Origin of the sequence: uncultured Winogradskyella sp. (assembly GCF_947495255.1) — a bacterium.
Classification (GTDB): domain Bacteria; phylum Bacteroidota; class Bacteroidia; order Flavobacteriales; family Flavobacteriaceae; genus Winogradskyella.
This window is the reverse complement of record NZ_CANLYI010000008.1, coordinates 103,527-128,385: the sequence shown is the minus strand read 5'-3', so window position 1 is coordinate 128,385 and position 24,859 is coordinate 103,527. Positions and strand designations below refer to the sequence as shown.

The 24,859-nt window shown below is 32.3% G+C and carries 22 protein-coding genes; 19 read left to right on the top strand and 3 right to left on the bottom strand.

The window, feature by feature from the left end; genetic code table 11:
• Positions 1 to 149 precede the first annotated feature (149 nt).
• From Q0807_RS14245 to Q0807_RS14225, 5 genes are all read left to right on the top strand, one after another.
• On the top strand, positions 150 to 554 hold the full coding sequence (locus tag Q0807_RS14245) for a MotA/TolQ/ExbB proton channel family protein (RefSeq protein WP_299110875.1): 405 nt from the start codon (positions 150 to 152) through the stop codon (positions 552 to 554).
• Positions 555 to 649: 95 nt separating this feature from the next.
• Positions 650 to 1,054 (top strand): DUF2721 domain-containing protein, encoded by a 405-nt coding sequence (locus Q0807_RS14240; RefSeq protein WP_299110874.1) that lies wholly within the window; start codon positions 650 to 652, stop codon positions 1,052 to 1,054.
• A gap of 86 nt (positions 1,055 to 1,140) precedes the next feature.
• A complete protein-coding gene (locus Q0807_RS14235; protein WP_299110873.1) occupies positions 1,141 to 1,734 on the top strand; it encodes an RNA polymerase sigma factor in 594 nt (197 codons plus the stop codon).
• Entirely contained in the window at positions 1,718 to 1,891 is a 174-nt protein-coding gene (locus tag Q0807_RS14230) for a hypothetical protein (protein WP_299110872.1), read from the top strand. Before Q0807_RS14235 ends, Q0807_RS14230 begins: the two co-directional genes overlap by 17 nt.
• Positions 1,892 to 1,925: 34 nt before the next feature.
• Positions 1,926 to 2,753, top strand: coding sequence for a hypothetical protein (locus Q0807_RS14225; RefSeq protein WP_299110871.1), 828 nt, complete (start codon positions 1,926 to 1,928; stop codon positions 2,751 to 2,753).
• Positions 2,754 to 3,110: 357 nt separating this feature from the next.
• Here the strand turns inward: Q0807_RS14225 and Q0807_RS14220 are convergent, their stop codons facing one another.
• A complete protein-coding gene (locus tag Q0807_RS14220) occupies positions 3,111 to 4,460 on the bottom strand; it encodes a DEAD/DEAH box helicase (protein ID WP_299110870.1) in 1,350 nt (449 codons plus the stop codon).
• Positions 4,461 to 4,501: 41 nt separating this feature from the next.
• Positions 4,502 to 5,392 carry an aldose 1-epimerase family protein gene (locus Q0807_RS14215; RefSeq protein ID WP_299110868.1) on the bottom strand — a complete coding sequence of 297 codons (891 nt, stop codon included), beginning with the start codon at positions 5,390 to 5,392 and terminating at the stop codon, positions 4,502 to 4,504.
• A 310-nt stretch (positions 5,393 to 5,702) separates the two neighbouring features.
• Between Q0807_RS14215 and Q0807_RS14210 the strand changes: the two genes are divergently transcribed.
• Positions 5,703 to 6,998, top strand: a complete 1,296-nt coding sequence (locus Q0807_RS14210) for an anthranilate synthase component I family protein (RefSeq protein WP_299110866.1) — start codon at positions 5,703 to 5,705, stop codon at positions 6,996 to 6,998.
• A gap of 76 nt (positions 6,999 to 7,074) precedes the next feature.
• Here Q0807_RS14210 and Q0807_RS14205 read toward each other — a convergent pair whose 3' ends face one another.
• A complete protein-coding gene (locus tag Q0807_RS14205; protein WP_299110865.1) occupies positions 7,075 to 7,764 on the bottom strand; it encodes a hypothetical protein in 690 nt (229 codons plus the stop codon).
• Between the two features lie 155 nt (positions 7,765 to 7,919).
• Here Q0807_RS14205 and tilS point away from each other — a divergent pair, with 155 nt between their 5' ends.
• The 13 genes from tilS to Q0807_RS14140 all read left to right on the top strand — a co-directional run bounded on the left by tilS (position 7,920) and on the right by Q0807_RS14140 (position 24,859).
• Positions 7,920 to 9,233: a tRNA lysidine(34) synthetase TilS gene (gene tilS / locus Q0807_RS14200; protein WP_299110863.1), complete on the top strand. Its 1,314-nt coding sequence runs from the start codon at positions 7,920 to 7,922 to the stop codon at positions 9,231 to 9,233.
• An 81-nt stretch (positions 9,234 to 9,314) separates the two neighbouring features.
• A complete protein-coding gene (gene ade, locus Q0807_RS14195; RefSeq protein WP_299110861.1) occupies positions 9,315 to 10,934 on the top strand; it encodes an adenine deaminase in 1,620 nt (539 codons plus the stop codon).
• Between the two features lie 57 nt (positions 10,935 to 10,991).
• A complete protein-coding gene (locus Q0807_RS14190; protein WP_299110859.1) occupies positions 10,992 to 13,445 on the top strand; it encodes a T9SS type A sorting domain-containing protein in 2,454 nt (817 codons plus the stop codon).
• 28 nt (positions 13,446 to 13,473) lie between these two features.
• Positions 13,474 to 15,396, top strand: coding sequence for a CocE/NonD family hydrolase (locus Q0807_RS14185; protein ID WP_299110858.1), 1,923 nt, complete (start codon positions 13,474 to 13,476; stop codon positions 15,394 to 15,396).
• A 58-nt stretch (positions 15,397 to 15,454) separates the two neighbouring features.
• Positions 15,455 to 16,417, top strand: a complete 963-nt coding sequence (locus Q0807_RS14180) for a YheT family hydrolase (RefSeq protein WP_299110857.1) — start codon at positions 15,455 to 15,457, stop codon at positions 16,415 to 16,417.
• A gap of 44 nt (positions 16,418 to 16,461) precedes the next feature.
• Positions 16,462 to 16,965: a hypothetical protein gene (locus tag Q0807_RS14175; protein WP_299110856.1), complete on the top strand. Its 504-nt coding sequence runs from the start codon at positions 16,462 to 16,464 to the stop codon at positions 16,963 to 16,965.
• A gap of 2 nt (positions 16,966 to 16,967) precedes the next feature.
• Positions 16,968 to 17,291, top strand: coding sequence for a hypothetical protein (locus tag Q0807_RS14170; protein WP_299110854.1), 324 nt, complete (start codon positions 16,968 to 16,970; stop codon positions 17,289 to 17,291).
• 75 nt (positions 17,292 to 17,366) lie between these two features.
• Positions 17,367 to 18,905, top strand: a complete 1,539-nt coding sequence (locus Q0807_RS14165) for a YifB family Mg chelatase-like AAA ATPase (protein ID WP_299110852.1) — start codon at positions 17,367 to 17,369, stop codon at positions 18,903 to 18,905.
• A gap of 60 nt (positions 18,906 to 18,965) precedes the next feature.
• Positions 18,966 to 20,243 carry an LVIVD repeat-containing protein gene (locus tag Q0807_RS14160; RefSeq protein ID WP_299110851.1) on the top strand — a complete coding sequence of 426 codons (1,278 nt, stop codon included), beginning with the start codon at positions 18,966 to 18,968 and terminating at the stop codon, positions 20,241 to 20,243.
• Positions 20,244 to 20,361: 118 nt separating this feature from the next.
• Positions 20,362 to 20,916, top strand: a complete 555-nt coding sequence (locus Q0807_RS14155; RefSeq protein WP_299110849.1) for a sigma-70 family RNA polymerase sigma factor — start codon at positions 20,362 to 20,364, stop codon at positions 20,914 to 20,916.
• Entirely contained in the window at positions 20,913 to 22,388 is a 1,476-nt protein-coding gene (locus Q0807_RS14150; protein WP_299110847.1) for an anti-sigma factor, read from the top strand. Before Q0807_RS14155 ends, Q0807_RS14150 begins: the two co-directional genes overlap by 4 nt.
• Before the next feature lie 132 nt (positions 22,389 to 22,520).
• Entirely contained in the window at positions 22,521 to 23,636 is a 1,116-nt protein-coding gene (locus Q0807_RS14145) for a DUF2891 domain-containing protein (RefSeq protein WP_299110845.1), read from the top strand.
• Complete coding sequence (locus Q0807_RS14140) at positions 23,633 to 24,859, top strand: Nramp family divalent metal transporter (protein ID WP_299110843.1); 1,227 nt, start codon at positions 23,633 to 23,635, stop codon at positions 24,857 to 24,859. Before Q0807_RS14145 ends, Q0807_RS14140 begins: the two co-directional genes overlap by 4 nt.

The following is a 24,859-nucleotide window of genomic DNA, read 5'->3' as shown; positions in this document are numbered from 1 at the left end:
GACGAATGACGGGTTTTGTAATGGATTCAACATGTTGTTTAATCGCATGTTAAAACCGTTGTTCGTCGCAATTAAATATTTAGACAGGTTTTAAATTTTAAGTTTGGCCTATGTTTAACTTAATATCATCAATTATGCACCAATTAATAATGTCAAACTTTTTATTTACTTCAACAAATCAGATAGCAGATAGATTTAGTGAAGGAGGCTCTTTCTTTATGACGCTTATTTTAATTTGCCTTTTATTGTCCTTGTTTTTTATAGTAAAAGGGTTTATTAGTTTAAAAAAAGACAAATCACAGACTGAAAAAATGCTAAAATTAACTGTAGATTCTAGTTTATTAGGCTTGGTTTTAGGGTTTTTAGCATCGGTTATAGGTTTAATCACAGCTTTTGACTCCATAGAAGCAATAGGTAATGTTGATCCAGCAGTTTTTGCAGGAGGACTAAAAGTATCCTTATTAACTGCGACATTTGGGTTGTTTTCGTTTGCAATTGCTAGGATTGGGATATTAATATTGCGATGGACTTTAAGTACTGAGAACAAAGAATAATATCAAAAAAATAAAAAATGTAAAAAGCGAACTTAAAAAAGTTCGCTTTTTTTATGTTTAGAAATTTTATTCAGTAATTTTGTTAAAACGTTTATATGGAAGATTTAACGCTAACAACACCAGCACTTTTATTCTCTGCTATATCGTTAATAATGCTAGCGTATACTAATCGGTTTTTAGCTTATGCAGCAATAATTAGAAATCTTAGTGAAAAGTATAGAGAGCATCAAAATACTTCGTTACTAAGACAAATTAATAACCTAAAATTAAGAGTAAGGTTAACCAGATATATGCAAATTGCTGGCATCAGTAGTTTGCTTTTTTGTGTGTTAACGATGTTTTTAATTTATATAAAATTGAATATTGTAGCTGTTTGGGCCTTTGGATTTGGATTAATCTTATTAATTGTTTCTTTGTTATTTTTAATATGGGAAATTCAAATATCAGCGAAAGCATTGCAGCATCACTTAGGAGATATTGAAGAGGAAGTAAAAAAGTAGGAAAATATTTAAAAATAATGTGACCTATCAAATACTTCAGTGTCTTAAGACTAATAACTAACTAATTATACAGATTAATAAATCCCTTGACAAAAGAAGCTATTCATAGTCTAACCGATGAAGCGCTTGTAGAAGCTATCGTAAAAACTAACGACACTATGTTGTTCGAGGTCTTGTACGACAGATATGCGAGTATGGTCTATAACAAATGTTATGGATTTGCCAATGGTGTGGATGAAGCTAAGGATTTAACTCAAGATGTTTTTTTAAGAGTTTTTGTTAAATTAGCTAGTTTTAAAGGAAAGTCAAAATTTTCTACGTGGTTATATGCATTTACTTATAATCATTGTGTAAATTATGTCACTAGAAATACAGCTAAGAAGTTTGAAAAAAAGTCTGTAAGTTCAGAACATGTTGATATTGAAAATATAGGTGAAGATATTGATTCTACTATTGAGTTTCAAGACATGAGAGTAGAGCAATTGAAGAAGGTTATGGAGTTGATTTCTCCGGATGAAAAGATGATATTATTATTAAAATATCAAGATAATTTATCAATTAAAGAATTAGCTGAAGCTTTAGATATTGGAGAAAGCGCAGTTAAAATGCGATTAAAAAGAGCAAAAGAAAAACTTGTACAGAAGTACACAAATTATACGAAAGATGGAAAATCCATTTAAGCAAATAGACCAGCCTTTGAAGGAAGTTCCAGCGGAACTGAAGGGTAGAGTTATGCATGATATTGCGATGGCTAAGCTCTTTATGGAAATTGCTGAGTTATTTTCGTATAATATTGGTCATATTATTGACAGCGTAACAAGTAAGAGAGAAAATTAATATACTTAATAAACCCTAACATAAAATTATTAGTATGGAAAAAGTAACAGAATTTAAAGACATAGCGATGCAATCTCTCACAACCATGTGGTTAGAGATTTCTGCGATATTTCCTAATATCATTGGTGCTTTGTTTATTTTTATTTTTGGCTTTTTTGCAACCAAAATTGTAGTAAAAGTCATCAAAAAACTTTTAAAGCTTGCTCATGTCTCTAAGCTTGATGAAAAAATTAATGAAATTGAAATTATAGAAGGAAAAGAGCTTGGTTTTAATACTGAAAAGGTAGTATCTGGATTCGTAAAATGGATCATGTACATTATGCTATCTTTAATGGTGTTAGATATATTAAACCTAAAATCTATATCTTTAAAAATAGGTGAATTACTAGATTATTTGCCAAAATTATTTACAGCTTTAGTCATTTTTATGATTGGTCTATTGTTTGCCAACTTTGTAAAGAAAGGATTAAAATCACTTTTTGAATCTATGGATTTGTCTGGTGGTAAAATGATTAGCCAAGTCGTATTCTTTTTATTGCTTACCTTTATCTCCATAACAGCTTTAAATCAGGCAGGTATTGATACGGAAATCATTACCAATAATGTAAATATGATTATTGCTGCTTTTCTTTTAGCATTTGCTATAGCATTTGGTTTAGGAGCAAGAGAGGTTGTTGGGAAACTATTAAATACATTTTATGCACGTAAAACATACGAAATTGGACAAAAAATAGTTTTTAATGATGAAGTATATACTGTAGAAGCAGTACAAAGCATATCAGTAATATTAAAAAACACAAAAGGGAAGCTTATTGTTCCTATAAAAGATTTAATCGAAAATCAAGTACAACTGCAGGATTAACTATAAGGTTAGGGTTATAGATTTTATGTTTACATAGGATGTGATCCTGCAAGTACTTGAGGTATTAGAAACCCTTTTCATTAATTTGATTAGGGTTTTTTTATTTACAATAGTTGAAACTTCAGAATCCGTTAACTTACTATAAGTTAATGAGAGATGTTAAAAACAACTATGATTAATATCATGTGCTATAAACATTAATAGGAAAATATAAAAGTCATGCTTTTTTCTGGATAAGCATGAGATTGACCTTAAAGTCCATCAAAAAACGATAAAAAGAGATTTTATTGTGATTTTATTTACAAAAGTCAGGATTGCTTAAAATTGAATTATACAGCTTACGTGTATAAACTTAGTTTACTTTTTATTTCTACGATTATAATTCTTGTCGCCTCTAGTTTTTGGCTTCTTGTATTTTTCGGCTATCTTAAATTTGTAAGAACCACCTAAGTTTTCTTTCGAATTCTTTTCCGATTTTTCATGAAAAGCTGGTCCTGGAGCATCAGCATCACTTCGCTTTGTAGGGTTGTTTCGTTCTCTAATTTGTGGACGTTCTTCTTCAATAAGTTCAGTTGAAATTTCAACAGTATCTGGTATAGATAAGGTTTCAATTTTCATTTGCATTAATTCTTCAATGCGCTCTAAACCTTCTTTTTCCTTATCTGTAGATAATAAAATAGAATGACCTTCTTGTTCAGCACGACCAGTTCTACCGATTCTGTGCATGTAATTTTCTGGATAATCTGGTGTATCAAAGTTAATAACATGAGATACGCCTTCAATATCTAAACCTCTAGCCATAACGTCTGTTGCGACTAGCAAACGGTTTTCGCCTTCTCTAAACTGTTCAATACTGCGTAACCTGTAATTCTGAGTTTTATTAGAGTGTATAACGCAAGAATCACCAGGAAATAACTCTTCTAACTGGTTAAATAACCGGTCAGCCATTTTCTTATAAGCCACAAAAATTAAAACTTTAGAAAAATCTTCTTTATCATGAAGTAAATGTTCTAACAAGTTTACTTTGGTGTAAAAGTTTGGAACATCGTAACGCTCTTGCTTAATATTCTCTAAAGGTGTACCAGAAACTGCTATTGATATTTTTGTAGGATTGGTAAAGAAATCTGTAATTAATTCATCTACATCTTTAGTCATTGTAGCAGAAAACATAATGTTTTGACGACGTGGAGGTAGAATATCAAAAATATTCATCAATTGATGTCTAAAACCTAGATCTAGCATTACATCGACTTCATCAATTACTAATTTCTGAATAGATTTTAACTGTAAAACTCTACTCACGGCCAAATCGTATAAACGACCAGGTGTCGCTACAATAATATCTTGACCTTGTGCAACGGCTTGTTTCTGAGTGTTAATATTGGTACCACCATAAACACCCAAAACACGGTTATTAATGTACTTAGAGAATTTTTCAATTTCACTGACAACCTGTACAACTAATTCTCGTGTTGGTACTAACACCAAAACTCTAGGATTATCTTGTGTAGAATATTTAAGGTTTCTTAAAATAGGTAACATGTAGGCAAGTGTCTTACCTGTACCTGTTTGAGCAATACCAACAACATCTTTGCCAGAAGCAACCACATTAAATGATTGTTCTTGGATAGGCGTAGGTGTTGTAAAACCTAAATCGTCTAAGGCGTTATATAAAGGTGTGTTTAAATTTAATTCTTGAAAAGTCACGTTGCAAAGTTTTTTGCAAAGCTACCATTTTATTATACAACTTATACTAAATGGCTTTGTTCTATTTCTATACTGTAACTCGCATTAAATTCAGAACCCGATTTTAAACTTAAAATGGCTTCTTTATTTTCTATGTTCTGGTCTGTAGTTTCGTTATCAGCAATACCTAACCAAGGTTCAATACAAACGTAAGGTGCATTTGGTTTTGCCCAAATTCCGAGTTCTTTAAAGTCTTTAAAGTCTAATGTTAAGACTTTGCCATTGGTCTTGTGTTTTAGGCTCACAATTCTAGATTTTAAATCTTTAAAAATTAAAGCATCTTCATTGAATAAATCAGGTCTAAGATTAATACGGTTTCCATCAGAAAAAACAGGTTTTGTTTCATTAGTTAATAAGCCATTGTCCATATTTAATAAGTAGGTCTGGCTATTTTCGTCTTTTTCAAATTCTAAATAATAATCTGTGTAATCTTCATCTTTTGAAAGTGGACAGTTAAAAGCAGGATGACCGCCTAAAGAAAAGAAGAGCGTCTTAATATCTATATTTTTAACGGTATGATGAATCGTTAATGTGTTTTTTGAAAGTGTATAGGTAATTTCGAATTCAAACAAGAAAGGATAATACTCATAAAGGGTATCATTAGACGTTAAACTCAACGTAATACTAGAATCCGATTGGTTCTTTACAACAAAATTATCATTATGCCTCACAAAACCATGTTTTGGCATATTGTATGTCTTATTATTGTAGATGTAGCTGTCCTCTTTCATACAACCAATAATAGGAAATAAGTTTGGTGCATGACTTCCCCAGATAGTTGGGTCTGCTTGCCACATAAATTCTGTTTTGTTTTTTACCGAAAGAATATTGCACAATTCTGCACCTTTAGGTTTTATGTTAATCTGTAAAAAGTCGTTTTTTATAGTAGGCATGCTGTATTATTTTTCTGAAATATACGATACTAATTATTTATCCTGCAAGGTTATTATATTACATATGTTGGGTAAGTATTTAAAATGAACTAGAATTTAACTTTTAAAACACCCTTAAAGTCCCCTCAAGGGGACAGTCTCACTGTTGCGAATAAAAAAATCTAAAAGATTTTTTTATTAATTGTCCCCTTGAGGGGACTTTAGGGGGTGTAATTCTTTAAATAGATTCTATCTTTTAAAATCTTTAACATGTAAATTCTCAATAATAGAAACCATATTATTTCAGTAAATTGCAGCAATTATTTTTCTATTGAGAACAACACAAAATTATCAGCCTAAAAATATTGAGAACTTTAAGCAAAATCTATTGCTTTGGTCTCAGCAATTTGATGATGTTGTATGGTTAGATTCTAATAATCATAAAGACGAATACAGTAATTATGATGCCGTTTTGGCTGTGGATGCTTTCACAACCATACGAACTGATTTTTTTGATGCGTTTGAAAGGCTAAAAGAATACCAAACATCGATAAAAGATTGGATTTTTGGATATTTAACCTACGATTTAAAAAATACCACAGAACGCTTAAAATCTGAAAATTTTGATGGTTTAGATTTTTCTGATTTATATTTCTTTCAACCTAAAAAGCTCTTTTTGTTTAAAGATAATCAAGTTGAAATTCAGTATTTAAAAATGGTAGATGATGAGATAGAAGATGATTTATTGTCTATTCATTCTTGTGTCTCTTTGAGCGAAGTCGAGAAGCTTCAGAATCCTATCAAAATAAAACTAAGAATACATAAAGACGAATATTTCGAGAAAGTCACGAAGATGTTAAATCACATACACAGAGGTGATATTTACGAAGCTAATTTTTGTCAAGAATTTTATGCTGAAGACAGCGAAATAAATCCGATTGAAACATTTAAGAAATTGAATGAAATTTCGAAACCACCTTTTGCTAGTTTCTTAAAGTTTGAAGATAAGTATATGATGTCTGCTTCGCCAGAACGTTACATTAAAAAGAACGGAACCACTGTGATTTCTCAGCCTATAAAAGGAACAGCAAAACGTTCAAAGAATAAAACTGAAGATTTAAAACTCATTGAAGATTTATTAAAAGACCCAAAAGAGCGCAGTGAAAACGTAATGATTGTAGATTTGGTAAGAAATGATTTATCGCATACAGCCATTAAAGGAAGCGTAGAAGTGAAGGAACTTTGTAAAGTGTATTCGTTTTTACAAGTCCACCAGATGATTTCAACGGTTCAGTCTATAGTTGCACCAGAAACCAATGCTGTAGATATTATAAAATCAACGTTTCCGATGGGAAGCATGACAGGTGTTCCAAAAATTTCAGCCATGAAGATTATTGAAAACCTAGAAGAAACAAAACGAGGTTTATATTCTGGTTCCGTTGGTTATTTTGCTCCAAATGGTGATTTTGATTTCAATGTGATTATAAGAAGCATTCTTTATAACGAATCAAAAAAGTACATTTCTTATTCGGTAGGAGGAGCCATCACGGCAAAAAGTGACCCTCTCAAAGAATATGAGGAATGCTTGATTAAAGCAAAAGCAATGCGAGAAGCCTTAGAGGGTTGAAAAGTTAATCTAATTTACCTAAAAGGGAAAAATATATACATTTCATTATTTAGTTTTTCCCTTTGCGATAAAACTACTACGCAATATGTCTTCTAAAAGTGCGCTTAACCTTGTCAAAAATAGCTTCAACGCGTTTCTGTTCTATCTTTTTAATCTTAGCTATAGATTCAAAATCTAATTTCCCAAAAATGTATAAATCCATAATGTTAGATACATTAAATGGTAACCAGTTGTAAAGCTTATCGAATACTTTTGGTGATTGTTTTGTAGATAAATCCTCAACTTCAAAAGCAGTCAAAATCGATGTTTCTTTATCTGAGTATAATTGTAAAGTTTCATTATTATTTTGGTGATAAGAGATGTCGTTAAGCTCCGTGTTTAAGATAAAATCAAAGTCGCCATCAATAGTATAGTCTTCACTAAGCTTAGATAATTCTTTTTTAAGTAGAGCATCTGTGCTAATCGTTTCTTTATGGTAGGCTTCGTTTTTAAACAGCAGATTCATGTAGTTATCTACTATTTTAAACAGTTCGAGTTTTACAGCTAATGGTTCTGCATGAATGTCAAAATCATTATCATAAAGTAGAATAATGCTTTCGTCAATAATGCCGTTAGAAGAAAACATATTTTTTGGTAAAATACCAGTAGTTTCAGCTATATAAATTCTATGTTTTACGTAAGGATGTAAATGTGGTATTGCAGAGAGTACCTTTTTTTCAAAGGTTTTACGTGCTATTTCTGAGGTTAATTTTTCTGTTACGCTCATGACCTAATAATTTTAAATTCTTTTAAAGTTAATTAAAAAGAAAACACATCAATATGATAAAAGTCATTTTAACATGAGAGCATATCGTCTAGAAATCGAAAAACTTTGAGTATTTGTGCTTCTAAAGGAATAAATAAATTCTATACCTTTGAGATGTGCAAAAAGACTTCAATAATCATATCGATAAAAATCTTTCTATTTTAAAAGAAGGGAAGTTACTCATTGCTGTTTCTGGAGGAATAGATAGTGTAGTATTGGCTTATTTATGTAAAAAAATGAATCTGAATTTTTCGCTAGCGCATTGTAATTTCAATTTAAGAGCAGAGGAAAGTGACAAGGACGAAGCATTTGTAGAAGGATTGGCAGAAGTATTAGACGTTGAAGTATTTATTCAGAATTTTGACACAAAATGTTATGCTACAGAGTATAAGCGTTCAATACAAATGGCTGCGCGCGAACTGCGTTACGATTGGTTTAAAGAATTGGCAGCGCAATTAAAATTCGATTATATTTTAACAGCGCATCACGCAGATGATAATCTTGAAACCTTTCTTATCAATTTTACAAGAGGAACGGGATTGAATGGTTTAACCGGAATTCCGATGATTAATGATAATATCGTAAGACCATTATTACCGTTTTCTAGATTACAAATTGAAGCTTATGTAAAGGCAAATAAAATTGCTTGGCGAGAGGATGCGAGTAATGCATCTCGCAAATATCTAAGAAATAAGTTAAGGCATGAGGTTGTGCCTATTTTAAAAGAGATTAACCCACAATTGCTAGATAGTTTTCAGAATACTATCCGAAATCTTAACGATACCGCTTTAATTGTAGAAGATTGTTTAAAGGATTTTAAAGAACGTGCTATTGTGTCTCAGGATAATTATGGAACATCTTATAAGGTTTCAGAATTCAAAAAATCATCTAATCCTAAAGCTTATTTATTCGAGATTTTTAAGAATTACGGATTTACAGAATGGAATGATGTTGTTGATTTATTGGATGCGCAATCTGGTAAGTTGATAAAATCGAATTCGCATCGTTTAATAAAGCATCGCGAGTATATAATTTTAACGGATTTGAATGATTCAGAGCGAAGCGAAGAATCTCTATTCATCAATGGAGATATTAAAGACATAAAAACACCAATAGGTAAGCTTTCTTTTACTAATGTTGAAGGTCTTTTTGATGTTTCAAAAAACACAATTTTCGTTGATAAAGACGTATTGAAATTTCCACTGGAATTCAGATTATGGAAAGAAGGTGACACCTTTCAGCCTATAGGAATGACAGGGAAAAAGAAAGTGAGTAAATACCTAAAAGATGAAAAAGCCTCATTAGTAGAGAAGGAAAATACTTGGGTTTTAACTTCAGATAATCAAGTGATTTGGTTGATAGGAAAGCGAGCAGATGACCGTTTTAAAGTAACTAAAGTCACAAAGAGTATACTTAAAGTTAGTGTTTAGTAATATTTATTTATTTATTTTGTAATGAGTTAACTAAGTGTTTTTATTTGATAGTAATATAACATAATAAATTTTAGCAGTTTGAAATTAAAAGGAAACATCGTAGATATTCAGAATCGAAGCATCTACAAAGGGGAAGTGACTATTAAAAATGGTAAAATAGAATCTATCATAGAAAAGGATTGTGAAGAAAATCATTTCATTTTACCAGGTTTTGTAGATGCACATATTCATATCGAAAGCTCAATGTTAGTACCAAGTGAATTTGCAAAGATTGCAGTAAATCACGGAACTGTTTCTACCGTTTCTGACCCTCATGAAATTGCCAATGTACTTGGTGTAAAAGGCGTGGAGTTTATGATTGAAAACGGAAAGAAAACCCCTTTTAAATTTAATTTCGGAGCACCTTCTTGTGTGCCAGCCACGAGTTTTGAATCTGCAGGCGCAGTGATTGATTCTAATGATATTAAAACCTTAATGGCGAATCCTGATATTAAGTATTTGGCTGAAATGATGAATTATCCTGGAGTCATTTATGATGATGCCGAAGTGCTTAAGAAAATTGAATGGGCAAAACATTACAATAAACCGGTTGATGGCCATGCGCCAGGATTACGAGGCGAGGATTTAACTAAATATATTTCTGTAGGTATTTCTACAGACCATGAGTGTTTTACTTACGATGAAGGTTTAGAGAAGCTTCAAAAAGGCATGAAGGTGATTATCCGTGAGGGTAGTGCTGCTAAAAACTTTAATGTACTCATCGATTTATTAGACGAACATTACGAAAACATGATGTTTTGTAGTGATGACAAACATCCTGATGATTTGTTGTTAGGACATATAAACGAAGTTTGTGCAAGAGCTGTTGCTAAAGGTAATGATGTCTTTAAAGTATTACAAGCCGCTTGTGTAAATCCTGTAAAGCACTACAATTTAGAGGTAGGCTTATTGAATGTTGGTGATGATGCCGATTGTATTGTTGTAGAGGATTTAAAAGATTTTAAAACGCTTCAAACGTATATTAATGGAGAATTGGTTTTCGATAATGGCGTGTCAAAAATTAAGCATGTTGAATTTGAAAATTTAAACAATTTCAACACAGATAAAAAACAAGTTTCGGATTTTAGATTAGAATCCAATTCAAAACATATTAGAGTAATCGAATGTTTGGATGGTGAATTAGTAACTAATGAAATTATTGAAGAGTCAACGATTGAGGATGGAAATCTAGTGTCTAATATAGAAACAGATGTATTAAAAATGGTGGTTGTTAATCGTTATCAAAATAATACACCAGCTATTGCATTTATTAAAAACTATGGACTAAAAGAAGGAGCAATTGCGAGTTCTGTTGGTCACGATTCTCATAATATTATTGCTGTTGGTGTTTCAGATGAAGCCATTTGTAAAGCTGTGAACTTATTAATAGAAAATGAAGGTGGTATTTGCGCGGTTTCAGATTCAGAAGAAAAAGTAGTAGCGCTTCCTATGGCTGGTATTATGAGTGATAAAAGCGCTGTTGTTATAGGAAAACAGTATTCAGAATTAGACAAAATGGCGAAGCAATTAGGAAGCAAACTTCATGCACCATATATGAGTTTGTCTTTTATGGCCTTATTAGTGATTCCTGCTTTAAAATTAAGTGATAAAGGGCTTTTTGATGGTGGAAAGTTTGAATTTACGTCAGTTGAAGCCTAATTAACTTTAACATTTAAGCGTAATTTTAATTACTAAATTGCATCAAATTCATCAATCATGCGTATCAAATTACTATCAATCATTTTATTAAGCGCGTTCTATTTTTGTAATGCACAATTAGAGCCAATTTCTACGGTTATTGTAGGAGGAGGAAGTGATTTTACAAATCAACCATATTCGCCACAATCTAATTTTTCTAGGACGCAAACCATCTACTATCCAGAACAACTAAAGTTTAGTGGCGAAATAACCGGAATTCGTTTTTTTACAGCATTTTCCAATAGTACAACATCGCCTTCTCCAAATACTAATTTCATTTTCAAAATTGGTCATACGACAAAAACGGAATTTCAATCTGGAGATGCTTTTATTTCAGATACAGAATTAACAACTATTGCTGTTTCTACCTATTATGCCAATGGAGATGAGTGGTTTTTTGTTTTCGATGAATCCTTTAACTATAATGGTGTCGATAACCTTGTTGTAGATGTTGAGGATGTTAATCCGTATGCATCAACAAGCGCGTTAGCGGGATTTAAAGGTGCGGAGAATTTTAATAATCCACCAACACGAAGCATGGTGAGTTTAACAAGTATCAATGAAGAGGATAATACACAATCTACGGCTATACTTTATGAAAATTCTTTTGCTAAAACTCAGTTCGATGGCAATTTAGAACGTTGCATGTGGATAACCGTTTCTGATATAGATAATATTACAAATACTAGTGCAGATTTTACTGTTTTAGAGGCAACGGCTGCAAATCATTATCGCTATACAACCTATAAATCTGGAGAAGAAATACCAACAACCTATGATGTTTCGACTACAGAGCAATTTTCGGTTTCAGGTTTAGAAGCGGCAGAAGATTATTATGTGGCTGTAAAATCTGATTGTGATAATTTGGGGAATAATGCAGATTATAGAAGTTATCCTTTTAAAACGAGACCAAATACGATTACTGTACCTTCGATTATTGATTTCGAAGGTGTTTTTAATCGAGATTATTCCATTTCTCAATATGGTACTGAAATTTCGAATGAAGCTGCTAATGGTGGTGCTTTTGGTTTAGAACTATATGGTTATGAATATCCTGCAAATTTGAGTTGGAATGATTCTGGTGATCCGTTTCAAAATAACCAAAGTTATGTAAGGTCATTTTCTGTAGATGTAGATTTAACTCAAAACGCTATAAATCCGGTGTTAAGGTTTGATATTAATCAGACTTTTGGAACATCTTTAAGAGTGAAAATCAAAGATTTTGGCGATGATGCTGTTTATTCTGGTGTTGCTGAAGATTTCATTTATAACGGAACAAGTTCTGGTAATGAATTTGAAACAGTGAGTATAGATTTATCAGAATATGTTGGTCACATAGTTACAATTAAGTTAGAGCACGTAAGTAAAACGGATACAAGAAAGACTTATCTAGATAACATTCTGCTTATTGAAAATGATTGCGATACTATTAGTAATATAACAACGCAAACTAATGTAGATAGTATTTTGTTGAATTGGGATGCGACTACAGAAAACACTTATGAGGTCTTAGCAACACTATTCAATGAAAATCCTGGTGAGGATTATACATCTATTGTGTCTAATAATTATACTTTTAATGCGTTGCCAGCTGCAACATCTTATAAGTTTTTTGTTCGAAATAATTGTGCTTCCGTTAATTCGCCTTGGAAGAAAACTTACGCTTCAACGGATCCCGAATTTTTAGAAGTTGGCTTTAATTCTGAATTTAATGAAGCCTCACTTTCTAATGGTTATTTCTCGGTTTTAAATTCAAATTCTTCTAACGTAGAAATTGTAAATTATTCAATAAACGAATATTTTACACTTCATCAACGAAACTCTAATGAAGAGTGGGTTGGAGGAGATACAACAACTGAGTCTCAAGCCTGGAATGATAATAAGGACTTTATTACTGGATTGAAATTTAGAATTGACGGTACATCCATTTCAGAAGGGTCATTAGACTTAACTTATAGACAATTACATCATTATTATTCTACGGCAGCTAATTCTTGGTTTAGAATTTTAATTAACGGAACACAGTTTGGTCCAAGTTACAATCCAGCCACAAGATATCAAGATCCGTTTACAACTATTAATATTGATTTAGCTCCATATATTGGTGATGTTATAGAGATTGAATTGCAACATGTAGGACGAATTAAAGATGATTTTTCACTTACAGCAATGGGAGGTGATGGTACAATTCTAAAACAATTGGTTTTTACCGGAACAGCATTATCAGTTGAAGATGTTGAGGCAAGTAAAATTTCACTTTACCCAAATCCTGTTTCATCTTTTGTAAATATTGAAGGTTTAAATACTGAAACTAAAATTAGTATTTATGATAGTAAAGGAAGACAATTAAAAACAATTCAAACCGAAGAGAATGCTTTAGAAATAGATATTTCAGAATTTAATGTCGGATTATATTTTGCTGAAATATCAACAAAAAATAAAATTCAAACTTTTAAATTCATTAAAAATTAAACGTTAAGCGCTATAAAACTCAACCACTATGCTAATAAGAAAAACAGCTTTTATTCTACTTTTATTTATAACTTTTATAGGTTGTAAGCCTATTTTACATACCATAGATAAAGGGTATGAAACATTAGAAAATTTAGATGGTGATGATGAAGAAGTCAATGCTGTTGTTGAGAAAATATACAACCCAATTGATCATTACACTAAAAAAGAAGTAATGATAGAAATGCGCGACGGTGTAAAATTACACACTACTATTTATTCGCCAAAAGATACGTCTAAGATCTATCCGATATTAATGCAAAGAACACCATACAGCTGCCGACCTTATGGAGAAGAATTTAGAACACGTTTAGGACCAAATAAGTACTTAATGCAAGAAGGTAACATTATGGTGTATCAAGATGTGCGTGGACGTTGGAATAGTGAAGGGGTTTACGATAATATGCGAGCTTATATTCCTAACAAAACAGGAACACAATTTGATGAAGCTAGTGATACTTATGATACTATTGAGTGGTTGGTTAATAATGTTGAAAATAATAATGGAAAGGCTGGTACATATGGAATTTCTTACCCAGGGTTTTATGCGACCTATTCACTTTTAGATTCGCATCCAGCATTAAAAGCAGTTTCGCCTCAGGCTTGTATTGGTGATTTCTTTTTTGACGATTTTATTCATAATGGTGCCTTTTTATTGAGTTATTGGAGAGCGACTTCTGTTTTTGGTTATATGAAAGATCAACCTGTAAAAGAATCTTGGTACACATTTCCGGATATAGGAACAGAGGATCAGCATCAATTTTTCTTAGACCATATGCCACTAGGTAAGCTTAATTCTTTTTATGGTGAAGACAATGTTTTTATGGAGCAAATTAAAACGCACGTTACTTATGATGATTTTTGGAAAGCTCGTGGAATAATTCAACATTTAAAAGATATAAAGCCAGCCACTATGATTGTAGGTGGTTTATTTGATGCTGAAGATTTATACGGACCATTTAATACCTATAAAAGTATAGAAAAGAATAGTGACAACTACAATACGGTTGTCTTTGGACCTTGGAGTCATGGTGATTGGGCAAGAACTTCTGAGCGGCAAGTTGTTGGAAATATATACTTTGGTGATGAAATATCTGATGGGTTTCAGAAAAATGTTGAAACTAAATTCTTTAATCATTTTCTAAAAGACGAAGCTAACGGAGAAACAGGTTTGCCAGAAGCTAGTATGTTTAATACAGGAACAAAACAATGGGAGTCTTTTGCGTCTTGGCCACCAGAAAACACAGCTAAAGAAAGTTACTTTATGCAGCCGTCTGAGCGTTTAACAAAACAAGCTAATCGTATACTGGCGACTTCAGATTTTTTAAGTGACCCTAAAAAGCCAGTGCCATATACAGAAGATATTAAAGTTGGATTTACACCAAGAAAATTCATGACAGATGATCAGCGTTATGCATCAAGACGGCCAGATGTGTTAACTTTTGAAACTGAAATTTTAGAGAATGACATAACATTAGCAGGCGATATTTTAGCAAAATTAAATGTTTCTACAACCGGAACAGCTGCAGATTGGATAGTAAAGGTTATTGATGTGTTTCCTGCAGATACAGAAAACACAGAGGACGTTCAAGATCATTTAAAACTTAGTAATTATCACATGATGGTTAGGAGTGAAGTCTTAAGAGGGCGTTTTAGAAATAGTATGTCTAAGCCAGAGCCATTTGTGTCTAATGAAAAAACGGCAGTGAATTTGAAGTTGCAAGACGTGTTTCATACATTTAAAAAGGGACATAAAATTCAGGTACAAGTACAAAGCACATTTTTTCCTTATATAGATGCAAATCCACAAACGTATGTCAATAATATTTTTGAAGCAAAGGAGTCAGATTTTCAGAAACAAACACATAAGGTTTATAATGATTCTGCAATTGAGTTTACAGTTTTAAAATAGTATAAAATTGTCACCTTGAGCGTAGTCGAAAGGTTGTAATAAAACAAAAATAATATCAATGCCAGTAATAGAATCAACCTACAAACCGCCCTTTTGGGCCAAGACAAGTTTTGTGTCAACCGTATTCTCGGGTTTAGCAAGAAAAGTTGAAGGTATTGAGCAAACTAGAGAACGGATAACGTTACCCGATACTGATTTTATAGATTTAGACTGGAGTTATGCGGAACAAAAATCTAACAAAGTAATTATTCTATTGCATGGGCTAGAAGGCAGTGCGCAACGACCATACATTAAAGGAACAGCAAAATTGTTTAATGATAATGGCATCGATGCTGTTGGTGTAAATTTTAGAGGTTGTAGTGGAGACCCTAATTTATTATTTAGGAGTTACCATTCTGGCGCAACAGAAGATTTAGATGCTGTTGTAAAGCATGTTTTGTCCAAAGGTGTTTATGACGAAATCTACATAAAAGGGATTAGCCTAGGAGCTAACATGGCTTTAAAATATGTTGGGGAAGGAAATGATTTGCCAAGTGAGTTGAAAGCAGTAATAGCCATTTCTACACCTTGTGATTTAAAAGGCTCTTGTGACGAATTACTAAGTTTAAAGAATAAACATTATGCTATTCGGTTTTTAGAACATTTAAAAGATAAATTGAAACCTAAAATTGAACAATTCCCTAATAATATATCAGTTAGAGATTTAAAGTCAATTAAGACTTTAATTGATTTTGACCATGTGTATACATCAAAAGCGCATGGTTTTAAGGATGCTTATGATTATTATGAGAAAGCCAGTTGCTTACGGTTTCTTCCAAATGTTAAGGTACCGTCACTAATAATTAATGCCCTTAATGATTCATTTTTATCGGCAGAATGTTATCCTGTAAAAGAAGCTAAACATAATCCGAACTTGTTTTTAGAAATGCCAAAATATGGAGGGCATGTTGGATTTATTGGAAAAGAGAATTTGTATTACAACGAGAAACGGGCTTTGGAATTTGTTAGTGAGTTTCATTAGTTTTAAATCTTTTCATAACTTTAAAATCATATAAATCAATTAACATGAAACACCTCAAATCATTTCAAAGCAAAATTGTATTGAAACCCTTTTCTGTAAAGTCTATTTTAGGAGTTGCTTTCATAGCAATGGTATTAGTGTCTTGCAATAGCTTAAAAACAGCTGTCTTTGATCAGTATTCTTATCAGCAAGCCATTTCTATTAAAGTGGAAAGTCTTAATTTAATGGATGAAGCTGTAGCTCTTTACGCTGAACGTGAGTCAGATGTAGAAACACTTCAGTTAGATCTTCAAAAAATGGTAGAGTACGAAAAGAACAAACCAGACAATGAAGTCAGTTACGCTATGTGGAAAACTATAGCTAATAAAGAACGTAATTTATTGGCAGGATTTCTAAAGCGTTGGAAAGAAAAGAACCAATTATCTCAGGTATTTATAGATGAAGCTAAAATTCAGGTTTCAGAATCCTTTGATCTTATTATTAAATATGAAGCCAATAAAAACAAGACCAACGAAACCAATATTCTTAACTTTTTAAGCATTGATTAATTATGGATATAGAAGAATTATTAAAACTGTTAAAAGAAGAATTACTGTTAGTTTTAGGCGAAAGTTACGGTGATTATAAAAAAGAAACAAAAGCAGATGTCGAAGCGTTTTTAACGTTGTCTAAAGTTAAACTAGAGCGTTGGACAAAGTTATTACAAGCAGGAGAATTAACTGTTGAGGATTATAAATGGTTGTTAGGAAGTCAAAAAGATTTATTAATCTTAAATGCGCTTTATCAAGCTGGTATTTCAAAATTACGTTTAGGGCATTTAAAGAACAAGATTATTAAAACGATCGTTAATACGGTAATTACTGTTGTGATTTAACTGGTTATCAGGTAATTTCTGTATTTCAATTTTTTTATAAACGAATTATTTCTATTTTTAAGGAAATAACAATTCATGCTAAAAAAAGTTTTCGCCAGTGCCGTTTTTGGTGTTGAGGCTTCAACAATTACAGTTGAGGTTAATGTAGATAAAGGTGTTGGTTATCATTTAGTCGGACTTCCAGATAATGCTATCAAAGAAAGTAATTACAGAATAGCAGCAGCACTTCAAAATAACGGTTACAGAATTCCAGGTAAAAAGATTACCATAAATATGGCACCTGCTGATTTGCGTAAAGAAGGTTCTGCATACGATCTAACTTTAGCTATTGGTATCTTAGCTGCGTCTAATCAGATTAAGGCTGAAAACTTAGAGGATTATCTCATTATGGGAGAATTATCTTTAGATGGAAGCTTACAGCCATTTAAAGGCGCTTTACCAATAGCTGTAAAGGCAAGAGAAGAAGGTTTTAAAGGGTTTATACTGCCTATTCAGAACGCAAAAGAAGCTGCAATTGTAGATGATTTAAAAGTTTTTGGCGTAGAGAACATAATGCAAGTTATTAATCATTTTGATAAAGGTGAACCTTTAGAGCAAACTATTATAAATACACGAGAAGAATTTTATAAAAATCTCGACTTTCCAGAATTCGATTTTGCAGATGTTAAAGGACAAGAGTCTATAAAGCGTTGTATGGAAATTGCAGCGGCAGGAGGACATAATATTATTCTTATTGGTCCACCAGGTTCTGGTAAAACGATGCTAGCAAAACGACTGCCAAGTATTTTGCCTCCAATGACCTTACATGAGGCGTTAGAAACCACTAAGATTCATTCTGTAGTTGGTCGTGTAAAAGCACACGCAGGACTCATGGCACAACGACCATTTAGAAGTCCACATCATACCATATCAAATGTTGCACTTGTAGGTGGTGGAAGTTACCCACAACCAGGTGAAATATCTTTATCACATAATGGTGTTTTATTTTTAGACGAATTGCCAGAGTTTAAAAGAGAAGTCTTAGAAGTGATGCGTCAGCCGTTGGAAGATAGAGAGGTAACTATTTCTAGAGCAAAATTTACGGTTACTTATCCATCATCATTTATGTTGGTGGCAAGTATGAACCCGAGTCCAAGTGGTTATTTCAATGATCCAGATTCGCCAATTACATCGTCGCCAGCAGAAATGCAACGTTATATGGGGAAAATTTCCGGACCATTATTAGACCGAATAGATATTCATATTGAAGTGACACCTGTGCCATTTGAAAAATTGGCAGATGAACGTAGTGGTGAATCCTCAGTAGATATAAGAAAACGAGTTACTAAAGCTAGAGAAAACCAAACTGAGCGTTTTAAAGATTTAGAGAATATTCATTACAATGCGCAAATGAATACCAAACAAATACGAAAGTATTGTAAATTAGAAGAGGCGTCGATGCAGCTTCTAAAATCGGCAATGGAGCGTTTAAATTTATCTGCTAGAGCATATGATAGAATTCTTAAAGTTTCAAGAACAATAGCAGATTTAGAAGGGTCTAAAGATGTTTTGGGTGCTCATATTAGTGAAGCCATTCAATACAGAAGTTTAGACAGAGAAGGTTGGTTGGGATAATTTTTTTACAAAACACTGCAACCTTTTGATTTTTTTTCATCTTATTAATAAACAATAATCATGAAAAACAAAATTTTACCTTTAGTACTAGTTGTAATGGTATGTTTACAATTCACTAGTTGTGATACTGATGACGATAGTAATGAGCTTTTAGATCCTGTTGCAGTTACAGTTCCTTTAATAAAGTCTAAATCTGAAATTAGAAATTCAATTCAAATTAAGTCTGCTCAGCAAACCAATTCCGATGGAAAAATATATGTCTATGACGATTTGCTATTTTATATAGCACAAAACTCAGGGATACATATTTTTGATAATCAAAACCCAGAAAATCCTCAAAATTTAACATTTATTCAATTAGAAGGTGTGCATGACATTTCGGTGAAAAATGATATTCTATATGCTGACAATTTTATGGACATGGTAGTATTTGATATAAGTACTATTGCAGATATACAGCTTGTTAATGTAGAAGAGGATATGTTATTGTATAATCCAATATTTCCTGAAGATTCTATGTATTATCAGTTTAATACATATCCTTCAAACGAGGATGAGTTTATTGCAGAATATACAACAGTTTATATGGAAAGAGCTGAGGTGGAGATGGACCAAGAAATGTATTGGAGTACTTTTTCAATTTTTGAAAGTGATGTTTTAGCACTTAATGCAGGAATAAATATTGGAACAGGTGGTTCTTATGCTAAGTTTCAGATTTTTAATGATGCCTTATATACACTAGATGATTATAAATTAAACACATTTGATATCACAGATTATAATTCTATTTCTTTGGTATCTGAGACTTGGCTAGGAGGTTGGTTTGGTGGTGTGTTAGAAACTACCTTTATTTTAAAAGAAAATTTATTTATTGGAGCTACTGATGGTATGCATATTGTTAGTTTAATAGATGAATTCAATCCAACTTATTTATCCTCTTTTACTCATGCTATGGGTTGTGACCCTGTAGTTGCGGAAGATTATACAGCATACATAACCGTTAGGGGAGGAAATGCTTGTGGTGCAATTGAAGATCAAGTTAATATAATTGACATCTCAGATATTACTGCGCCTGTGGAATATTCTACATACTTTTTGTCTAGTCCGTATGGTTTAGGGGTTAAAGACGAAATATTATATGTATGTAATGATGAAGGTCTAAATGTGTTTGATGCTCAAAATCCAACCGAAATAGTTTTAGAAAACACTTATGAAACGACTTCTAAAGATGTTATCCCTTTATCATCTCATTTAATTACTGTGGGAGAAAATGTTATTCATCAATATAATTATGCGGATAATTTTGGGTTAGAACTTATTAGTACGATTCAATTTTAAAGACATACAATTACAAAACTTAAAACCGTATTCTTTATGAGTGTGAATATTAGCAATGGTTTTTAATTATGTAAATTATAATTCAGCTAATATCATCAGCATATAGATCAGTATCAATTTGGATAAAAAACTACAAATACTCATACAAAAATGTGTTGAGAATGACAGGAATGGGCAGCGTGAGTTATACACGCTGCTTTCTCCAGTCTTGTATGGTATTTGTTTAAAATATATGAGGAACAAGACTGAGGCGGATGATGTCTTTCAAGACGCTTTTATTATTCTATTTCAAAAAATTAATCAATATAAGTTTGAAGGAAGTTTTGAAGGTTGGGCAAAGCGCATTTTCGTAAATGAAGCCTTAGAAGTTTTGCGAAAAAAACAACGTCGATTACATGTGGAAATTGAAAACTCTAACTTAAATAATTCTATTGAGGACGAAACAAATGAGCCTAGTATTATGGTTTCACACGATAAGCTATTAAAGCATATACAGCAATTGCCAGATAACTACAGAATGATATTTAACCTTTATGTTTTTGAGGGTTATAGCCATAAAGCAATAGCCGATAAGTTAAAAATGGCAGCAGGAACATCAAAATCCCTATTAAGTAGAGCCAAAAGTTTGTTGAGGATAAAAATTAATGAAGAATTAAACGAAAAAGTGTCATGAAGAAAGATGATATTGAAGATTTATATAGTGAATTAGAAGGGTTCTCTAAAGCGCCTCCTGAGGAATTATGGGATAATATAGAAGCAAGACTTCATCCTGAAAAGAAGAGAAGAAGTATATTATTTTTCTGGGGATCTGCTGCTGCAGTATTAGTCCTGTTTTTGGGATATATGTTTACAAATTCGATAGAAACTAATGGTAATCCTATAAACGAGATTTCAGATATAGAGCAACCTGTAGAGAATGATGTGTTAATTGAATCAAATAAGGAAGCTACAATAATAGTTGAAGGTGTAGATGATAAAAACACGATTGAAGATTCGTCAACAGAAGGCTCAGGTGTTGCAAAAGAATCATTAAATAATTTATCGGTTCAGGACCAATTAAAGGAGAGAAATAAAAAATCAAATATTTTGTCAAGTCAAAATCAACTGGCAAATACTACTAGAAAATTAGAGCGAAAAGAGGAGAGTTATAATGAAGAGAAATCTAAAAATGTTCATTATAAGAAATATAGTGACGATAAAAATGATAACGTTAAGTATAATAACAAATATTCTCAAAATACAATTAAAGAGAATGTTATAATAGAAGAAGGTGATAAAGTTAATAATAAGGATGCTCTCGATTTAAAACGAAAGAATAAAACGCTAAATGATTTTAAAAAAGAAAAAATAATAGCAAGTAATGATTCTATTGCTAAGCCTATTGGTGGTGGTATGTTAGATTTGTCAGAAGCGCTTGTTGCTGAAGCCGAAAACGTTAGTGATAGTACGCTTATTTCTAAAGGTGCAGGTTTAAAATGGTCGTTAGAGGTTTTATGTGGCTTGGCCAATACTTCTTCTGATTCATCTATTCAAAATACAACAGTAAACACAGCGTCTCAAAATGACTTTGTATATGCTCTAAAAGTTGGGTATGCTTTATCAGATAGACTTGTAGTAAAATCTGGGATTGGTAAGAATGTATTAGGTCAAGAGGTAAGTAATATCAAATATACAGGCGCAGACACATCGCTTTCTGTTGGTGATTCTCAAAATATAGTAAGCAACCCAAACATAACGTTTTTAGTATCTGAGGAATCTATTAATGATGTTTCTTCTTTTGTAGGCCTTACTAATGAGGGTTCTTTACAGCAGCAGTTTGATTATGTGCAAGTACCATTAGAATTTTCTTATAATTTACTGCGAGCTCAAAAATTCGATTTATCACTAGGTTTAGGTGGGAATGTGAACTTTTTAACAAACAACCGAGCCTTTCTAGATAATGAGGAAATAGGAGAGAGTTTGGGAGCTAACACAACAATTTTTGGGGCAACAATGAATTCTAATATCTCATACAGTTTAGCAAAAAAGACAATTCTATTTTTTGAACCAAGTTATAATTATTTCGAAAAGCCCATCAATAATAATAATCAGTCTTTTGAAAACACGCAATTAAGAGTGTTATTTGGGTTGCGTTATAAGTTTTAGATTGTAATTTATCTTTCTGAATGAGTTAATGGTCGCATCTATAAATTAGTTAGAATTTTATAGCGAAGTGCCTAAAAGTTACATTGAAGTATAATTATATTGTATTTTTACTAGACATGTAAACATACTTTTATGACTAAATACTATTTTGTTGTTGTTTTATCTGCTGTCTTTTTAAGTTGTAATACTTCAGAAAAGAATAAGAACACAGCCAATGAGAATACTAAGGTTGAAATTGTAGAAAAGCCAACTCTAAATTTAAAACAAGCCAATCGTTTAGCGCAATTGCCTTTGCATTGCATGGATACAGAATATCCAAACAAGCTAAATCAAACCATTGGTAGTGCAGCGGATTTAAAATCCCCAAAAGAATTGCATCCTGCGTTTTATGGCTGTTTCGATTGGCATTCTGCAGTACATGGTCATTGGAGTTTGGTGTCGCTTTTAAAACAATTTCCTGAATTAGAAAATAGAGAAGAAATAGAACAAAAACTACTTCAAAATATCTCAAAAGAAAACATAGAACAAGAGTTGTTGTATTTTGAAGGTGCATACAATAAATCTTTCGAAAGGACCTATGGTTGGGCTTGGCTGCTAAAACTTGCTGAAGAATTACATACTTGGGATAACCCAATTGCTAAAGAATTAGAATTGAATCTTCTGCCGCTAACCAATTTGGTTGTTAGTAAATATATTGAGTTTCTTCCAAAGTTAAATTACCCAATTCGTGTTGGTGAGCATCCAAATACAGCTTTTGGGATGAGTTTTGCTTACGATTATGCGGCAACTTTAGATAATGAAGTATTGGCAGAGTTAATTGAAAATCGTGCCACAGACTTTTATATTGATGATCAAGATTGTCCGATAGAATGGGAGCCAAGTGGCTTTGATTTTTTATCGCCTTGTTTAGAAGAGGCAGCTTTAATGAAGCGTGTTTTAGAACATGAAGAATTTCGGTCTTGGATTAATGATTTTCTGCCAGAACTAAGTGAAGAAGATTTCGATTGGTCTGTTGGAGAAGTTTCAGATAGAACCGATGGTAAATTAGTGCATTTAGATGGCGTAAACTTTTCTAGAGCTTGGAGTTTAAACTATATAGCTCAAGATTTACCAGAATTTAAACATTTAAAGAATTTGGCGAATAAACATATCAATCATTCGTTGCCAAGTATCGTTGGTGATAGCTATGAAGGTGGTCACTGGTTAGGTAGTTTTGCTATTTATGCATTGAATTCTATGGGTAAATGATTTTAAAATTCTTTAAAAATATTGGTCCAGGTCCATTAATTGCAGCCGCTTTTATTGGTCCAGGTACAGTTACTGTTTGTACTTTAGCTGGTGTTAATTTTGGCTTTGCTCTATTGTGGGCAATGGCTTTATCGATTTTTGCAACGGTTGTTCTACAAGAAATGGCAGCACGTTTGGGAATTGTATCTCAAAAAGGATTGTCTGAAATTATTAGAGAAGAAATAAAGCATCCTGTTGTGAAAATATTAGCAGTTATCCTCATATTAAGTGCTATTGTAATAGGAAATGCAGCTTACGAAGCAGGAAACATAAGTGGAGGCGCATTAGGAATGGAAGCCATTGTAGGCAATGTGTTTTGGGAAATTGGCAGTATAAAACTCAACGTAATGAGTTTACTAATTGGTATCATTGCTTTTGTATTGTTGTACATAGGTAATTATAATGTACTCGAAAAAGTCTTTGTGTTCTTAGTAATACTAATGAGTTTGGCATTTATTACTACTGCAATCCTAACAAAGCCAAATCTGGTTGAGGTTTTTAAAAATATTTTTATACCCAAAGCTCCCGAAGGCAGTATTCTTAGTGTTATAGCCTTAATAGGAACTACGGTTGTTCCTTATAACATCTTTTTGCATGCCTCTTTGGCAAAAACCAAATGGAAGGATAATAGTGATTTAAAATCTGCTAAAAAAGACACGATGATTGCTGTTGTTTTAGGTGGAATGGTATCTATGTGTATAATTATTGCGGCTTCAGCTATTCAAAAACAATCCATAACTAGTGCTTCGGATTTAGCTTTAGGTTTAGAGCCTTTATTTGGGAGTTTTGCTAAGTACTTTTTAGCTATTGGTTTGTTTGCGGCAGGAGTTACAAGTGCAATTACAGCGCCTCTAGCAGCAGCTTTTGTGACAAGTGGTTGTTTGGGTTGGGAGTCGGATTTAAAGTCTAAAAAGTTTAAAGCCGTTTGGATGGTTATTGTGCTTTTAGGTGTTGTATTTTCTTCTATTGGATTTAAATCTATTGAAATTATAAAATTTGCACAAGTAGCCAATGGCTTGCTATTACCTGTTATTGCAGGTTTTTTATTGTGGATAATGAATAAGTCTTCAGTGCTAGGGACTTATAAGAACTCTAAACTTCAGAATTTCTTAGGTTTAATTATTTTAGTGGTTACTATTTTTCTTGGTTTAAGAGGGATTTTAAGTGTTTTTGAAATGATTTAA

Bases quoted from the DNA above. Each gene is read 5' to 3' on its own strand.
- Q0807_RS14175 (WP_299110856.1), top strand. From the start codon at position 16,462: ATGAAACACCTCAAATCATTTCAAAGCAAAATTGTATTGAAACCCTTT.
- Q0807_RS14245 (WP_299110875.1), top strand. From the start codon at position 150: ATGTCAAACTTTTTATTTACTTCAACAAATCAGATAGCAGATAGATTT.
- Q0807_RS14205 (WP_299110865.1), bottom strand. From the start codon at position 7,764: ATGAGCGTAACAGAAAAATTAACCTCAGAAATAGCACGTAAAACCTTT.
- Q0807_RS14165 (WP_299110852.1), top strand. From the start codon at position 17,367: ATGCTAAAAAAAGTTTTCGCCAGTGCCGTTTTTGGTGTTGAGGCTTCA.
- Q0807_RS14225 (WP_299110871.1), top strand. From the start codon at position 1,926: ATGGAAAAAGTAACAGAATTTAAAGACATAGCGATGCAATCTCTCACA.
- Q0807_RS14160 (WP_299110851.1), top strand. From the start codon at position 18,966: ATGAAAAACAAAATTTTACCTTTAGTACTAGTTGTAATGGTATGTTTA.
- Q0807_RS14190 (WP_299110859.1), top strand. From the start codon at position 10,992: ATGCGTATCAAATTACTATCAATCATTTTATTAAGCGCGTTCTATTTT.
- Q0807_RS14240 (WP_299110874.1), top strand. From the start codon at position 650: ATGGAAGATTTAACGCTAACAACACCAGCACTTTTATTCTCTGCTATA.
- Q0807_RS14145 (WP_299110845.1), top strand. From the start codon at position 22,521: ATGACTAAATACTATTTTGTTGTTGTTTTATCTGCTGTCTTTTTAAGT.
- Q0807_RS14140 (WP_299110843.1), top strand. From the start codon at position 23,633: ATGATTTTAAAATTCTTTAAAAATATTGGTCCAGGTCCATTAATTGCA.
- Q0807_RS14170 (WP_299110854.1), top strand. From the start codon at position 16,968: ATGGATATAGAAGAATTATTAAAACTGTTAAAAGAAGAATTACTGTTA.
- Q0807_RS14180 (WP_299110857.1), top strand. From the start codon at position 15,455: ATGCCAGTAATAGAATCAACCTACAAACCGCCCTTTTGGGCCAAGACA.
- Q0807_RS14185 (WP_299110858.1), top strand. From the start codon at position 13,474: ATGCTAATAAGAAAAACAGCTTTTATTCTACTTTTATTTATAACTTTT.
- Q0807_RS14150 (WP_299110847.1), top strand. From the start codon at position 20,913: ATGAAGAAAGATGATATTGAAGATTTATATAGTGAATTAGAAGGGTTC.
- Q0807_RS14215 (WP_299110868.1), bottom strand. From the start codon at position 5,392: ATGCCTACTATAAAAAACGACTTTTTACAGATTAACATAAAACCTAAA.
- Q0807_RS14230 (WP_299110872.1), top strand. From the start codon at position 1,718: ATGGAAAATCCATTTAAGCAAATAGACCAGCCTTTGAAGGAAGTTCCA.